At 38.9% G+C, this 14,205-nt stretch carries 18 protein-coding genes; all 18 read left to right on the top strand.

Features of this window, described 5'->3' with window-relative positions; translation table 11 throughout:
- The 18 genes from Q1K34_RS15180 to Q1K34_RS15265 all read left to right on the top strand — a co-directional run bounded on the left by Q1K34_RS15180 (window position 1) and on the right by Q1K34_RS15265 (window position 14,163).
- Entirely contained in the window at window positions 1–1,056 is a 1,056-nt protein-coding gene (locus tag Q1K34_RS15180) for a hypothetical protein (protein WP_300440714.1), read from the top strand.
- On the top strand, window positions 1,053–2,222 hold the full coding sequence (locus Q1K34_RS15185; RefSeq protein ID WP_300440717.1) for a hypothetical protein: 1,170 nt from the start codon (window positions 1,053–1,055) through the stop codon (window positions 2,220–2,222). The genes Q1K34_RS15180 and Q1K34_RS15185 overlap by 4 nt, the downstream gene beginning before the upstream one ends.
- A 27-nt stretch (window positions 2,223–2,249) precedes the next feature.
- The gene (locus Q1K34_RS15190; RefSeq protein WP_300440720.1) at window positions 2,250–2,480 is read left to right on the top strand and encodes a hypothetical protein; all 231 of its coding nucleotides are present in this window, start codon (window positions 2,250–2,252) and stop codon (window positions 2,478–2,480) included.
- Window positions 2,481–2,641: 161 nt separating this feature from the next.
- Window positions 2,642–3,385, top strand: a complete 744-nt coding sequence (locus Q1K34_RS15195) for a hypothetical protein (RefSeq protein WP_300440722.1) — start codon at window positions 2,642–2,644, stop codon at window positions 3,383–3,385.
- Window positions 3,382–4,593, top strand: a complete 1,212-nt coding sequence (locus tag Q1K34_RS15200) for a hypothetical protein (protein ID WP_300440724.1) — start codon at window positions 3,382–3,384, stop codon at window positions 4,591–4,593. The genes Q1K34_RS15195 and Q1K34_RS15200 overlap by 4 nt, the downstream gene beginning before the upstream one ends.
- A 3-nt stretch (window positions 4,594–4,596) precedes the next feature.
- On the top strand, window positions 4,597–5,613 hold the full coding sequence (locus Q1K34_RS15205; RefSeq protein ID WP_300440727.1) for a hypothetical protein: 1,017 nt from the start codon (window positions 4,597–4,599) through the stop codon (window positions 5,611–5,613).
- Window positions 5,610–6,098 carry a hypothetical protein gene (locus tag Q1K34_RS15210; protein WP_300440730.1) on the top strand — a complete coding sequence of 163 codons (489 nt, stop codon included), beginning with the start codon at window positions 5,610–5,612 and terminating at the stop codon, window positions 6,096–6,098. Before Q1K34_RS15205 ends, Q1K34_RS15210 begins: the two co-directional genes overlap by 4 nt.
- 84 nt (window positions 6,099–6,182) lie before the next feature.
- A complete protein-coding gene (locus Q1K34_RS15215) occupies window positions 6,183–6,482 on the top strand; it encodes a hypothetical protein (protein ID WP_300440733.1) in 300 nt (99 codons plus the stop codon).
- Window positions 6,483–6,484: 2 nt separating this feature from the next.
- Complete coding sequence (locus Q1K34_RS15220) at window positions 6,485–8,086, top strand: phage portal protein (protein WP_300440736.1); 1,602 nt, start codon at window positions 6,485–6,487, stop codon at window positions 8,084–8,086.
- Window positions 8,055–9,170 (top strand): hypothetical protein, encoded by a 1,116-nt coding sequence (locus tag Q1K34_RS15225; protein ID WP_300440739.1) that lies wholly within the window; start codon window positions 8,055–8,057, stop codon window positions 9,168–9,170. Before Q1K34_RS15220 ends, Q1K34_RS15225 begins: the two co-directional genes overlap by 32 nt.
- Entirely contained in the window at window positions 9,170–10,567 is a 1,398-nt protein-coding gene (locus Q1K34_RS15230; protein WP_300440742.1) for a hypothetical protein, read from the top strand. Before Q1K34_RS15225 ends, Q1K34_RS15230 begins: the two co-directional genes overlap by 1 nt.
- Window positions 10,567–10,770, top strand: a complete 204-nt coding sequence (locus Q1K34_RS15235) for a hypothetical protein (protein WP_300440745.1) — start codon at window positions 10,567–10,569, stop codon at window positions 10,768–10,770. Before Q1K34_RS15230 ends, Q1K34_RS15235 begins: the two co-directional genes overlap by 1 nt.
- Window positions 10,771–10,780: 10 nt before the next feature.
- The gene (locus Q1K34_RS15240; protein ID WP_300440749.1) at window positions 10,781–12,220 is read left to right on the top strand and encodes a right-handed parallel beta-helix repeat-containing protein; all 1,440 of its coding nucleotides are present in this window, start codon (window positions 10,781–10,783) and stop codon (window positions 12,218–12,220) included.
- Complete coding sequence (locus Q1K34_RS15245) at window positions 12,217–12,375, top strand: hypothetical protein (RefSeq protein ID WP_300440752.1); 159 nt, start codon at window positions 12,217–12,219, stop codon at window positions 12,373–12,375. The genes Q1K34_RS15240 and Q1K34_RS15245 overlap by 4 nt, the downstream gene beginning before the upstream one ends.
- Before the next feature lie 34 nt (window positions 12,376–12,409).
- On the top strand, window positions 12,410–12,781 hold the full coding sequence (locus tag Q1K34_RS15250) for a hypothetical protein (RefSeq protein WP_300440755.1): 372 nt from the start codon (window positions 12,410–12,412) through the stop codon (window positions 12,779–12,781).
- An 11-nt stretch (window positions 12,782–12,792) separates the two neighbouring features.
- On the top strand, window positions 12,793–13,332 hold the full coding sequence (locus Q1K34_RS15255) for a hypothetical protein (RefSeq protein ID WP_300440757.1): 540 nt from the start codon (window positions 12,793–12,795) through the stop codon (window positions 13,330–13,332).
- 10 nt (window positions 13,333–13,342) lie between these two features.
- Window positions 13,343–13,678 carry a hypothetical protein gene (locus Q1K34_RS15260; RefSeq protein WP_300440760.1) on the top strand — a complete coding sequence of 112 codons (336 nt, stop codon included), beginning with the start codon at window positions 13,343–13,345 and terminating at the stop codon, window positions 13,676–13,678.
- Window positions 13,675–14,163: a hypothetical protein gene (locus tag Q1K34_RS15265; protein ID WP_300440762.1), complete on the top strand. Its 489-nt coding sequence runs from the start codon at window positions 13,675–13,677 to the stop codon at window positions 14,161–14,163. Before Q1K34_RS15260 ends, Q1K34_RS15265 begins: the two co-directional genes overlap by 4 nt.
- Window positions 14,164–14,205 lie beyond the last annotated feature (42 nt).

The raw sequence follows: 14,205 nt of genomic DNA on the forward strand, positions 1-14,205 counted from the left end.
ATGGCACGTACAAAAAAGGTTTTACAAAATATTGATCTTTCAGATCCCGGTTACCTGGAGGGCAGGATCAAAGATAATACAGGCGCAGGCGGAGGTACACCGGTAAGTGAGTTTGTGTATGGGGACATACATCAGACCCTGGCAAAACTGATGCACCTGTACGATATCAAATACAACGGCTTACCGGATAATGAAACCAACGGTTACCAGTTAATTGATGCTTTAATGGCCCTGGCATCTAAGAATGACTTTATTCTGTCCCTTACTGCCACAGGTGATGTATTGAATATCCCTATTAAAATAGGAAAATTAAAATCTGGGGAAAGCTTTATATGTAAAGCTGCTTTGAATAAACCTGCAACGGCCAGTACGGTAAAAGGTACCTTGGATAACAGTACAAAAGCCGCTGTTTTTGAAGGGGATTTTAAGGCAGGGGAATATGTACGTGTAATTAATAATGCAGATAATATTTCCTTTATCCGTTTAGCCGATTTTACCAGCTTTGATGCCATTGCAAAATTTTACAATTTTCTAAAGAAAGCAACCCAGGCAGAAGAGGATGCCGGGGATATAGAAACCGCAGGGACTACTCCAAAATCCAATAAAGCGGTTTTTTCGAAAAGGGTAAATGGAACTCAATCTATTAATTACCTGGCTTCAGGTACACAAAACGGACTATTAAGTAAAGAAGATAAAGAAATACTGAATAATATCGGTAATTCCAGGTTAAGAAATATAGGTTCTTATTCGGGGGTTGAGGTCGATGGAACTTCAGTAGGTCAAACTTTTGTGGTGAGTGGGGATATTACATCTGCCAGGGTTGTTGAAAGAACCAGTAACGGTGAAATTACAAGGGTACAATTTAAAAATGCTATGGACTCCCTGGACTATAAACTGAACCTTTCAGTCCAATCCCAGGGGAATATTCAGATTGATAATGATATACATCCTGTTGTTTGGAAACCCTTCAGTAAAACGGAAGCAGATATATACACCGAAGAAACCGGTGCCGGTGCTCATAATTTAAAAATTCATATAGACGTAATACAGCTATGAAAACATTAAATCAATTACCTGTTCCACAGGATACGGATAGTTCAAAATGGCCTTTTGGAAATATAAAGAATGAGACCGAAACGGAACCGGGAACTCCTGTAGTAAGGGAAATTTACGGTGATGTTTTGGTGAACATGTATAAGATCCTTCAGGATTCCGGGATATCTCCCAGCGGTCAAGAAGATTCAGAGCAGGCCGGTTACCAGATCTTACAGGCTTTTAAAAATTTTGTGAATGATCTGAACGATATCGAGAAAGTAACCACTTTGACCGGTACCCAGTGGATCATAAACATGGATATCACTAATTTACCCGATAAGTACGTGGTATTCGCGCGAATGAGCGAGGCTTACGATAAAAATCAGACTTACACTTTTAAAGGTTCTACAGGAACGGAATATAGTTTTAAGTCCCCCACCGGTTTTAATGCTTCAGATGAAGCTTTGATCGTAATAGATCAGGCTGAGGTTAGGGCCTATTCTTTTTCAGCGGTTACAACGGCGGTTACTTCAGGTGGTGTATTTCCTGTTTTCGGAAATCCATTAGCTTTTAATAATACCGATACGCTCTATTATGAATCTGAAGGTTCTATTTTAACCGATACGCCAAGTATCAAGAACTTACAGCAGTCCATCAGGCTGTTAACAAGTGTAAGCACTCTATATGTGAATGAGATTCTTGTTTTAAAATCCCACGTGTTTTGTGTGGCATTTGATACCGCTGCGGTAAAATACAGGTTCTTTCAATTCGCTTTGGCCGATCTTGATACCGCTGAAGAGATCACCGTTACCGGTGTTACCATGACTGAAGGCACCGATAACAGCCCCTATATTTTTACGGACGGGGTATATATCTATATGACCAATTCCAGCAACCGATCTGCAAATGATTTTGAACTGGATAAGTTCGCGTACGATCCAGCTACAGATTCGCTGACATTTTCACAGTCGGTAAGCCTGGAACCGGGTTATTTTAAGACCACAAATACAGTGATCTCGAACGGGAACCTGATAACCTTTGCAGATGGAAGCCTGGTAAGGTATGCTTTAAGCAATGGAGCTTCCACTTCACTTGGACAATATAATGCTGTAGCGGGAATAATATTTAATTACAACGGGCAGGTATTTTATACGAATGGGGAAGTTGCTAAAAATTGGAATGTTTAAATAAGTTATTAACTTAAATATATAATTATGTCACAAAAAGTAAGAGCAAAATTCAATTGCCATTATATCCAGAAACATGAAGATGGATCTAAAACTGTTCACATGATGGCAGTTACATCAGGAAGTGAAGAAAACGAAAGTTTTTCTGAATACACACCTTCAGGAAATTTAGATATAAAAATTGATAAAGGTGAAGCTAAAAATGCTTTCAAAGAAGGGAAGGATTATTATTTAGATTTCACTGAAGCTCCAGAATAAAAACCTTACGAGATAAAGATCCTTAGTTGTCGCTAATGTAGGCCACTGTGATGCGTAAGTTAGTTCAGGTCGTAAGGGGGTTTATTTTTTTAACCTAATCATTGCCTGTAAATCATGGTAAGACTGGCACCGGGAAAGACTGGATTTTTTAAATAAAAAACATGGCAAATTTTGATGTAAATACTGATGGTGCAATTAAACTCACCGCGAAACTGGAAAAGCTCCACAGGTCGGCTTTCCCGGTGGCAGTTCGCGGCACGTTGAACGATACTGCTTTTAAAACAAAGTCGCTGGTACCTAAAGTGGCAAAGTCAAAATTTACCACACGTCAAAAGAGTTTCTTTAGGGCATTTTCCACGGTAGATAAAGCCAAAGGTTTTGACCTTCGAAGCATGAAAGCCACTACCGGTATAAATTCCCGAAAAGGAAGTAAGGTTGCTGAAGGACTGGAAAAGCAGGAATTCGGCGGTAATATTCAGGGGCGTAAGCTTATCCCCATGGACACGTCCAGAACTTCAAATAGCCATGATAAAAAGGTACGCAGGAAACACCGTTTTGACAGGTTAGGGAAAACAATCAGGATCCGTGGACGTGGAAACCGCGGTACCCGAAAAAGTAGACTGGTTGCAAGGGTAATGGTTGCTAACCGTTTAGGAGCTTCACATTTTATAACCAACCGGGGCGGAAAGGGAACTTTATTTGAAATTGATAGTGTAAGGCAGAATATCAGGACAAAAAAGATTAAGTTCAAATTGACCCCGCTTTACAGGTATAGAAAGTCAAGAATATCTTCTGTAACCAAAAAACCTTTTATGCAGCCTTCAGCGAAATTAGCCAGTAAACAGATGCTTAATTTCTACAAGAAGAACGCTGAAAAACAATTTCACAGATTACTACGTAAATGAGTTGGAAAGATAAAATAGAAAACGGGATATTTAAGATCACCACCGGGGACGGTAAAACTTTCAGGCCGCTATGGAAGCCGGGCGAATCTTCTATAGAATTCAATACGTCTGCGTATAGTTTTATAAATCTGGAAGGCACTTTGGTAGATCGAAAGAAACCACAATCCAGTAAATATCCTTTGGTATTCTGGTTCCAGGGTGAAGATCATCTGGATGAGGTGAAGACGTTCTTAAATGCTTCCAAAGATTCGCGCGCATGGGAAATAGAACATCCTATATATGGAATTATAAACGGCCAGCCTATCAGCATAAAGCGCAATGATGTAAATTATAACATTACTGAAATAAGTGTTGAATTCTGGGAAAGCATTTCCGTAGATTATCCCGATGATGATATTTCAGTTTCCGACAGGATCCAGGCTAAATCTGTTTTGGTCCGTTCAGAAGCTGTTAAGACCTATCTTGGATTTCAGCCAGCCACTTCAGATATCGCTACCACCAAAAGGACCACTGTCCAGATCGCAGCAGATCTTATCAAACTGGCCGGTGACAAAAAGGTAGATTACGAGAATACGGCCAACACTGCGGTAAAATCTGTAGATAAACTTATAAGTTCCCAGGAAGCTACCATTAGGGAACAGCAGGGCATATTTACCAGTTTTGTAGGTTTTGATGCTTCGGTAAAAAGGAAAGTGAACTTTATAAAGAACAGCATCCAGACACTTTTCGAAAATACCGAAAAAAGAAGTGATAAGTTCCTGTACGAGAGTCAGGCTGCAACGGCTATTTCCTGTTTATGTGAAGCGGCGGTAAATCCGGTAGCTTTAGATTATATAAGCCGTGCAGACATAGATGAGGTGGTAAATGCTATTATTGAGGTCCACGGGAACTACTTACAGACTTTAGATGCCGCCCAGGTGAGCCGGTATGATATTGAAAACACCTGGAACCCCGATGTTAATTTACAATTATCACTGAATGACCTGGTAGTAGATACCATAGGAAGCCTTCAAACCTTAGCCTTTGAAGCCAAACAGGAACGTATTGTTTATACTGAAAAAGCTACCAATCTCATCATTCTAACGCACCGGTACCTGGGGCTGGATATTAACGATGAAAACCTTGAGCGTTTCCGAAAGATCAATAATATTAAAAATGAAGAGCTGTTTTCAGTAAAGAAGGGAAGACAGATAAAATATTTTGCATAGTAGATGAAAATTAAGATCAACGGTACTTTTATAAAATTCTTTGATGAGGTAAGCTATGCGTTAAATCTTGATAGCGTAGCATCGGTATTTTCATTTGTTGGAAGGTACAACCCGGAAAACCCCCTGCATAGAAAAGTATTCAAACCTTTGTCTTATGCGCGGGTGGAAATATTCACCAATGAATATAAGTTACTGCTAACAGGTACCATTGTAAACCATACGTTCAATTCTAAGGACCGCCCGGAGCTGTGGAAGCTTTCCGGTTATTCTCTGCCCGGTGTGCTGGAGGATTCTAATATAGCCTATGATCAGTACCCGCTGGAATCGCTTAACCGAAACTTACAGGATATTACAGAAAGGCTTATATCTCCTTTCCAGTTAAAATTAGTGATAGATTCTGCGGTCTCCAAAGATGCCGGTTTGATCTTTGAAAAATCGGTTGCAAGCCCTTCAGAAAAAATAAAGGATTATCTGGCTAAGATTGCCAGTCAGCGAAACATCGTTCTATCTCATACGCCAAAAGGGGAATTATTGTATTTCAGGCCAAACACAAAGTCAGCCCCAAAGCATCGGTTTAAAAAGGAAACCGGCATTGAAATGAACCTTGGAGTTCAGGGCCAGGGATTGCATGATAAGATCACCGTATTAAGGCAGCCTTCAGATGATTCCGGGAATATTTCCCCGGTAGATAGTACCCGTAACCCCTTGGTAAATGATTACCGCCCTTCGGTACAGGTTTTAAGTTCAGGAACTGAGACCGCGACAAAACTTGCAGCGGAAAACGAACTTGCCGCAGAGTTAAAGAATATCACCGTATCGATCAGCTCCAACAAAGTTTTAGAGCTGGTACCTGGTGACATTGTTGAGGTTAAGAATGATGAAATATTCCTATTTGAATATACCCGTTTTATGATAAGTTCGGTAGTCGTAAAAGAAACGAATAATAGTGATGAGATGGTTCTTTCCCTAATGTTACCAGAAGCTTTCACCGGGGAACAGCCTAAAAACATATTTTCATGATAAGCCTTGCGAAAGTTAAAGAATGGACACTGGAAAATGGGAAAAGGATCCTGAAGGTGTTGCAGTATGGCCCGAAAACATCTAAGGTATCGGCTCCCTTTGGTGATGATTCTAATCCTATTAAGGATATGACCGCGATACTTGCCGAAACCGGTGTAAATGGAGAGCCTATCATTTTGGGGTATATCAATAAATCCCAAATCGCTAAAGTTGGGGAAAAAAGGATTTTCAGCTTAAAGGAAAACGGGGAGCTGTCTTCTTTTATCTGGCTTAAGAATGATGAGACCATTGAGATAGGTGGAAATTTAGATTTTGCGGTGCGTTTCAACAAGCTTAAAGAGGCACTTGATGTAAGGGATCAGGATATAAATGCAGAACTTACCAAGATCGCAACCGGGATAACTGCAGCGGGTGGTACTTATACACCCACACCCATAAGTACCGATATAAGTGCAGCCAAAAATGATAAGATAAAATTAAGTTAATAACTTATTAAAATATTATAACATACTGTTTTATAGTAAAATAGGTTAGAAAAAAATTACAGCCATTCCCGGTAAATTTGAAGTATGGAATGCACAGCCCGTCAATACATTGAATCCAAGAAAAGCTTAGAGGCAAGGATCATTGCTATTGATGCTTTGATAGATGCCATGATCCTGAGCCTGGCAGATTACGCAGCCGGACAGAATACTGCTATTGAAGAGTACCAGATGGACGATGGGCAGATGAAGATCAGGACCCGGTACAGGACACCTGGAGATGTGGATTCCGGTATAAAAGCACTGGAAAGAATGAAGCAGATGTATGTGAATCGCTATAACGGCAGAACATTCCTGTTAAGGGATAACCGGTCATTTAGAAGGTAAGTATGGGTTTTTTACAAACAGTATCAGATTTCTTATTAGGGCCGCCCAAAGCCAAACAAATGACCTGGGAAAGCCGGGATTATTCCAATATGTACCCGGTAAGAACCACAGTTTTTGATGGTGAAAAAACCCCTTACGAACTTGGTGAGGTTCAAAATGTAATTCCTAACTATCACAGTTTGAGGCTGAGGTCTCATGAAGCCGATCTTAAAAGCGATGTGGTAAAGATCATTACCAATAAATTCTTTAAGTGGGTAATTGGTACCGGCCTGAAGCTTCAATCGGAACCGGTACTGAAGGTTTTGGAGAGTGAAAAAATTATTCGGGCTAATAATGACCTTGAAGATTTTAAGGCGAATGTAGAGGCACGTTTTAATCTTTGGGCCAAATCTAAGCGCGTTTGTTATAAAGGGGAAAAGAATCTGCATGAACTGGGGAATGACACCCTTAAAAGTTCATTTATAGGCGGTGATGTGCTGGTAATTATCAGGGTTGAAAATTCAGAATTGAATGTACAGCTTATAGATGGCCAGCAGGTACAAACCCCAATCCTGGAAGATGAGCATCATAAGCAGGCTAAATCCCGTGGTAATAGTATAAATAACGGGATTGAAAAAGATGATCGTGGACGGCATGTAGCTTATTTCGTAAAGGTATATACTGAAAAAAGCCTGTTAGGCGAATATGTCAGGATCCCGGCTTATGGGGAAAAGACAAAACGCAAAATGGCCTGGCTGGTTTATTTTGATAAGCACCGCATAGATCATGACCGGGGCATAGGTGCCTTAGCCCCTATTTTAGAGAAAATAGATAAGCTGGACCGTTATACCGAAGCTACGGTAGGTTCTGCTGAAGAACGGGCGAAAATCCCGTATGCTATTGAACATACCAGGGACAGCTCAGGCGAAAATCCAATGGCACAAAGACTGGCCAAATCCCTTGGCAGGAATAACGGAGGTGAACTTGATCCTTATTCTGAAGGGGATAAAAAAGCAGATCACATAACCCGTACTACCGGGAAGATGGCCGTGAACCTTCCTATAGGCTCTAAGTTAACAAGTCCGTCCTCATCTTCCGGGGAAATCAATTATCCGGAATTCTGGAAAGCGGTATTTCAGTCACTGGCCGCAGCGGTAGATATCCCGCCGGAAGTGGCACTTCAAATGTATAATTCTAATTATTCAGCCAGTAGGGCTGCTATAAGTGCGTGGGAGCATCTTATGTTCTTTTACCGCAATAAATACACACAGGATTTCTACCAGATCATTTATCAGGAATGGCTGCATCTGGAAATTATCAAATCCAAGATCGATGCCCCCGGTTATTTACAGGCGGTAAAATCTAAGAAGTATTTGGGAGTGGAGGCGTATGCTTCCTCAAGGTTCTTAGGCTCCAGAATGCCACATATAGATCCTAAAAAGGAAATAGATGCTGCAAGGGCCATGCTGGGTGAAGCCGGTAAGAATATTCCACTGGCCAGCTTTGAACAGGTCGCGGAAAGAATGAACCTGGGAGACTGGAGCGAGAACTATAAAAAATATTTAAAAGAAACGGAATCAATTAAACCTGAAGATGGCACAGATCAAAAACAAAATTCAGAATAAAAACATTCTTTGGTCTTCCAGGAAACGTTTTAGAATTGGAGATGCGTGTTCATATAATGATGTGAATTACGTAAATGTAACCGGAAGAAATACCGAACCCGGTACAGGATCTGATTGGGTTAAAACTTCAACTCTTATTGAGGTAATAGATAATCTTGTTTCCATCGAAATAGGTAAAGCATTATCTGCAAATCAGGGACGTGTTTTGAAAGATCTTATAGACGGTAACACCTCCAAATTTGGGGATTATATCCTCTTAACTGAAAAAGGAGCTGCCAACGGAGTTGCGATACTTGATTCCAACGGGAAAATAGTTTCAAGCCAATATGGAGATTTAGCTGTTACCGATACAATTCAGGCTACTGAGAATGCTTTATCTGCTTTTACAACCAATAATGCCAATTACACTTTTCAACAAGGTGATATTATTGTACTTGCAGCGGATGCAGACGGGAATATAGCACACTATCTGTTCAAAGGTGGGGACAAGTCTTTAGAGGCGAGCTATTCAAAATTAAACGCTACTAAAATACCGATTAGCTCTGTTATTGGATTGCAGGCAGCATTGGATGCGAGGTATAGAAAAGAAGGGGAAGTAGAGTTGTTGGTTAAAGATTTTGGAAACGCTGCGAACACACATATGCAGCTTGTGTATAGATCAGATTTAGCCAGCTTTAGATTAGTACCTACAGTAAGTGGTATTACGGGTAATCAAAATTTTGATTTCTCACTTTTTAGGGATGGGGTTTACAAAAAAGTTCTTTTAGAAGGTGATGTTTCGGGCGAAAAACCTCCAAAAGTAATTACAAATACTACTCAATATACTGCAATAGCAGAAGATAAGGATAAGTTTCTTGTATTTAATAATGCGATAAACTTCTTAATCCCGGCTAATTTATTTGCAGCCGACGATGTAATCGATGCTAAGAGCAAGGCTGATTTTGTAACGGTTGTTGGTGATACTGGAATGACAGTAAATGTGGTTTCGTCTCAAACAAAGCAAATCCCCCAACATGGATTTTTTGGGATGAGGTTTGAATCTCCAACAGTAGCTGGGTTATACGGACAAACGAAACCTATATAATGAATATTGGAATTGTAGATAGCGAATTAGGGTTTAGGTATAGGCTGTTTTGTAAAACAAACAGTTCGTCTGCAGATTGGGGTTTCGACAGGTTTCGGCTTTTTTATCCAAAATGGCATACGAAGGTTCAGGTAAGAAGACCTGATGGTTCTATACTTGGAACTAAACTTTTTAATACTCAAGATTCTTTTGAGCATGATTTTTCTTTTAACCTTTCTGAAAACACGGGTAATGAAGAATATTCTGTATATATAGCCGGGGTTCCTGAAGGACAAGATTTTAATCAGCTATACGCTTGGCCGTCTGGTTTTTCAGCAAGTTTTGGGAGGGATGCCGACCTAACTTATTTAGACTTGACCTATGTTAATATAAAATTTAGTACTACTACAGGACGTATAAGAGCGCAAAATCAACCTTTAACTAAGTTAATAACACCTAGCTTGCTAGATTGCGCTGAGGTTCGTTTCCCTAATTGCCAGCTAGGAGCTGAGGATTTAGCCGACTTAATTATAGCTATTCACGCTTCGGGTATAAATGGAGGAATACTGGATTACTCCAATAATCTGGCTGCACCTGCAGGTAGGTGTTTGACACAGTTTAATGATCTAAAGGATGTAAATACTAGAAATTGGGCGGTAACTGGGGCTACCCCTTCAGCATACGATGCCGACTATCAGGCTGTATTAGATTATGCTTCCGCGAATGCAATTCCATTGCCTTCGACCGCAGAAAGTGATGCTAATAATCAAAAAGTACTTGACTTAAAAGCAAATGGAGCATGGGCAAAAATGGACTGTTTCTTCAAATTTAAAGGAAGTGCTGATCCTTCATTCAAATTAATTGATTGGAAAAGAGTATCACAAGTATCTGGATTTGGAAGCCTTACATGGAATACAACAGGAGTGAAAGGTAATGGTACGAATGCTTATATCAATTCAGCTTATAACCCATCTGTAGGAACTTGGAATTACCAATTGAACAATGCAGGTATTTATTGTCTTCCTACTACTAATAATCAAGAGACAACCACTTTTTTTGGTGCTTTTGATGGCATCAACAGGACTAACGTTATAGCGAACCGGGGGAACACTGTTTTTATAAGATTAAATGTTAATACAGCGGATGGACAAGGACCAAATGCCAACCAACAACTCGTCAATACTATCAATGGTATGGATCGAGCAGTGTCTACTGAATACACGTGGAGATATGGCGGATCTACGCAACTTCAAAGTTATGCCTCATCAGCAATACCTAATGCAGAATTAGGAATATTAGCAGAAATCAATAGTTCAGATAGTTCGGTTAGTTTGTATTCCACAAATGAACTCGCTTATTGGTTTGCTGGATCAAGTATGTCGGGAGAATTCGCTGGACTTAGAACAATACTAGAATAATGAAAGGGTATAAATTAACATTAGGGCAGAAGCAGGCTATTGGAAATACAACATTTGGTAAAAATCAATATTTCAACCCTGTACAAGATATCAAAGGGGACTGGTTCATTTTTGAAAAAGAGATGAAGCATATCATTATAAACGGAGCATTTAAAAATGCCGTTGAGGCTGAATTTATTTCTCCAATAGTAGAAACTTTATAAATCATACATAATGAAAACAATTTTAATTATAATAGGGATAGTTCTAGCGATATGTATAATCGCATATTTTGTATTTCCAAGATTTAAATCTACCATAAAAAAAATATTTACAGGACTATTTGTGGTTATTGCAGGTTGGTTTGGAATTAATCAGTTTGATGAAATACCTAATCCTATTCCAGCAGATGATGGTATTGAAATACCAGCTGATACCATACCTGAAAACCCAAAGGATACTTTAATAATTCCTGAAGTTCCCGATATACCAAAAGATTCTATTGGCGAAGTTTATCATATTACGCTTAATTCCGATGTGAATGAAGATCAGACAATATCACTTCAAAATCAAATTGATGCGGTTCCTGATGGAAGCCCGGGATATTATAATGTGATACAAATGCCAGAGGGTAGATTCTGGACAGAAGGGGAGAATATTTCAAGGCTCAATAAAGGGATTGTAAAATTCCATGACAGGCATTATTTAGAAATAAGGGGCGGTTCTTTTTATACTAAAAGACCATGGATAGACCATGTTGGAAATGTTGGTAAAAACGACCTTTCATTACGTAGGCACATCTATATAACCAACTCGTCTCACCTGAAATTCATCAAAACAAAGATTGAAGGTTCTAATAAAGTAATAGGTGACAAGGTAGGCTTAGACCCTGACTTCACGCCTGATTGGTGGGTTTATGGAAGGGATAGCGGTGCGTTTGGTCCTGCCCCTGCTTACCTATCCTATGCAGAACAGGAACACGCTTTTGCAGTTGAGAGCTCCAATCACATCACTTTTGAAGATGTAGAGGTAGATGGTGTTTTTGGTGATGGTATTTATCTAGGAGGTGATTACTTGAACCCTAGTACCGACATCCTTATAAAAGGGGGACATTTAAAGCGGTTAGGTAGACAAGGGATAGCGGGAAAGAACATCAAGAACGTAGTTGTTGATGGTGTTGTTATCGAATTAGGAAGGAGAGCAGGGATCGATTGGGAAAACGACAGGGAGTTTGATTCGATTGTAAATGTAACCGTCAGGAATTGCGTTATAGAAACCATGCAGACAGTATTCGCAATGGTGGGTAGGGGCTACATGGAGAACATCGTGTTTGAGGACAATAGATATCAAACGGGAGGTGCTACCCTAACTAGTTACGATTCCCTTTTAAAAACAAGGAGAAAGGGATTGGTTTTTAGAAATAATGTGAGAATACACCCTTGGAGCTTTGGAAGCCCTATCGCATCTATTACTATGATGGCTTGGGATGACGTGCTAATTGAAAACAACATAGAGCTAATATCGGGAAGCCAAAGTAAAACATCATGTTATTTCAAGGATTGCACGAATGTAAAGGTGATAGAAAATGACTTTGGCCGTGGGGATAATATTATAAGCGTATCATCTGAAATAGAAGCAAATAATAATACTCCATCTCAAAAATTAATACAATGAGCAAAGAAATTAAAATAGGCTTATTAATCGCTTATGTGGTAGTCGGTTTGTTCTTTGTCTATATAGATAAAGTAACACTAACTGAATTTACCGCAGGATTAGGAATATATCTCACAGGGATTATTTCCTATAAAGAAGCCTTTGAAGAAAAATGAACCTTAACGCTATAAGCGTGTAAAATGCCCCCGAATGAACAAGCAAGATATATGGATAACCGTAATTACTTATGCAGGTGGAATATTGACTGCTTTGGGTTTTGGTAAAATAATACCAGCTCTAATTGAATGGTGGAAAGAGAATAGATCTGCCACAACAAAAAAAATAGAAGCTCTTTCTGAACGTCTGGAAAGAGTGGAAGGCGAACTAAAAGTAGTAGAAGAAGAACTTCAAAAAGAAAAGAGTATTAATCAGAATACCCAAGCTACCATTAAGTCCATGATACCGCTGATGAAAAGTATGATGAAAGATGTTCCTGCACACGTAGAGCTTTTAGATCAGCTTTATAATAACATTTTTGGGCACTTGTATTCATCAGATGGTAAAAATGAAAATATAGATTAGAAAAATAAGCCATGGTAACAGCAAATGAAATATTATTCGGTCACAAATTAAAAGCTGACGTTATTAAATGTTCAGTCCAGGACTTTGTAGATAAGGTCCAAAAGGTTTCTCAGAATCTTCTCATTGTTCCAGACTGGCTTATGTTGGTTATGGAACTGGAAACCGCAGGAACATTTAGTCCATCTATAACTAATAGCCTTGGATATACTGGTTTGATTCAATTTGGTAGAGATCGAGCAAAAGAAGCTGGAACTACAAGAGCCGCACTTAGACGAATGGACGGTATTGAACAGCTTGATTATGTATATAAGGCCCTACTGCCATTTATAGGCAAAATGAACACTATTCAGGATGTTTATTTGGCTGTATTCTTCCCAGCTGCTATTGGAAAGCCTTTAGGCTGGACATTACACGCTAGAAACCTACCAGCTGAAAAAGTTGGTAAATGGAATCCCTTATTTGATATCGACAAAGACGGTGTTATTCAAGTATGGGAAATAAAGAAAAAATTACTTAACCGCATTCCTACGAAATACCGTTGGATTGCATAATAAATAAATTATGGAGTGGTACTGGATCGTATTAATAGTAACTGGAGCAATGTTATTAGGAGGATATCTAATTATTAGCTGGTATTTCTCGGGAATTTTAGATGTAATTATTCCAAGAAAAAATAATATTAATAATAAAAAACTAGAAACCATGAGTAAAAACACAATTGTAATTATCGCATTCCTTATTTTTTTAGCAGCTGGGATTGCTGTCATATCCTTCTTTGGATTAGGATTTATGACTTTTGAAGGTGGATATAGTACCTGGAAGATTATCGGAACTATATTAACCTTTTTAATTGCTGCAGGATTAGCTTATTATCTGTATAGAAAAGTAAGGCTATGAAATATATAGGCTACATCTTAATTTTATTTCTGATCATTAGCTGCAGATCTAAAAAAGAAGTTTCTGAAAAGCAGGAAACCCTACGAATTGATACTGTTGAAGTCTATAGAACACAGATCGATACGGTTTTCAAAGATCGAGTTATTGAAAAAACGAAACCAGTATATTTTGAAACTGAGATTCCCTGCGATTCTAACCAGACCGGAAAAGTAGGATCTGGAAACAACTATACAGAATATTCAATTAAAGACGGTAGGATATTACTAAGAACAAATATTGATTCTATATCTAATAGCTGGCAATCCTATTACAGAACTCAATTCAAACAGGATAGTATTCAGGTTAGAAAAGAATTGAAAGAGGGATATAGTTCCACATCAGTTACAGTTAGATATGTTTATCCCTGGTGGATTTGGTTGCTTGGAGGTGTAATAATTCTTTTTGCTGGTCTATGGATATACACTAAATTCTTCACTCCCTTATAAACGTCTATAATAAGCTTAAAAGCTAATATCAAGGTTTTTAAT

The organism is Christiangramia sp., from assembly GCF_029937855.1.
Lineage (GTDB): Bacteria > Bacteroidota > Bacteroidia > Flavobacteriales > Flavobacteriaceae > Christiangramia.

Coding starts and splice junctions, on each gene's coding strand:
- Q1K34_RS15255 (WP_300440757.1), top strand. CDS start 12,793: ATGGTAACAGCAAATGAAATATTATTCGGTCACAAATTAAAAGCTGAC.
- Q1K34_RS15220 (WP_300440736.1), top strand. CDS start 6,485: ATGGGTTTTTTACAAACAGTATCAGATTTCTTATTAGGGCCGCCCAAA.
- Q1K34_RS15215 (WP_300440733.1), top strand. CDS start 6,183: ATGGAATGCACAGCCCGTCAATACATTGAATCCAAGAAAAGCTTAGAG.
- Q1K34_RS15210 (WP_300440730.1), top strand. CDS start 5,610: ATGATAAGCCTTGCGAAAGTTAAAGAATGGACACTGGAAAATGGGAAA.
- Q1K34_RS15195 (WP_300440722.1), top strand. CDS start 2,642: ATGGCAAATTTTGATGTAAATACTGATGGTGCAATTAAACTCACCGCG.
- Q1K34_RS15250 (WP_300440755.1), top strand. CDS start 12,410: ATGAACAAGCAAGATATATGGATAACCGTAATTACTTATGCAGGTGGA.
- Q1K34_RS15200 (WP_300440724.1), top strand. CDS start 3,382: ATGAGTTGGAAAGATAAAATAGAAAACGGGATATTTAAGATCACCACC.
- Q1K34_RS15245 (WP_300440752.1), top strand. CDS start 12,217: ATGAGCAAAGAAATTAAAATAGGCTTATTAATCGCTTATGTGGTAGTC.
- Q1K34_RS15230 (WP_300440742.1), top strand. CDS start 9,170: ATGAATATTGGAATTGTAGATAGCGAATTAGGGTTTAGGTATAGGCTG.
- Q1K34_RS15235 (WP_300440745.1), top strand. CDS start 10,567: ATGAAAGGGTATAAATTAACATTAGGGCAGAAGCAGGCTATTGGAAAT.
- Q1K34_RS15260 (WP_300440760.1), top strand. CDS start 13,343: ATGGAGTGGTACTGGATCGTATTAATAGTAACTGGAGCAATGTTATTA.
- Q1K34_RS15205 (WP_300440727.1), top strand. CDS start 4,597: ATGAAAATTAAGATCAACGGTACTTTTATAAAATTCTTTGATGAGGTA.
- Q1K34_RS15225 (WP_300440739.1), top strand. CDS start 8,055: ATGGCACAGATCAAAAACAAAATTCAGAATAAAAACATTCTTTGGTCT.
- Q1K34_RS15180 (WP_300440714.1), top strand. CDS start 1: ATGGCACGTACAAAAAAGGTTTTACAAAATATTGATCTTTCAGATCCC.
- Q1K34_RS15240 (WP_300440749.1), top strand. CDS start 10,781: ATGAAAACAATTTTAATTATAATAGGGATAGTTCTAGCGATATGTATA.
- Q1K34_RS15185 (WP_300440717.1), top strand. CDS start 1,053: ATGAAAACATTAAATCAATTACCTGTTCCACAGGATACGGATAGTTCA.
- Q1K34_RS15190 (WP_300440720.1), top strand. CDS start 2,250: ATGTCACAAAAAGTAAGAGCAAAATTCAATTGCCATTATATCCAGAAA.
- Q1K34_RS15265 (WP_300440762.1), top strand. CDS start 13,675: ATGAAATATATAGGCTACATCTTAATTTTATTTCTGATCATTAGCTGC.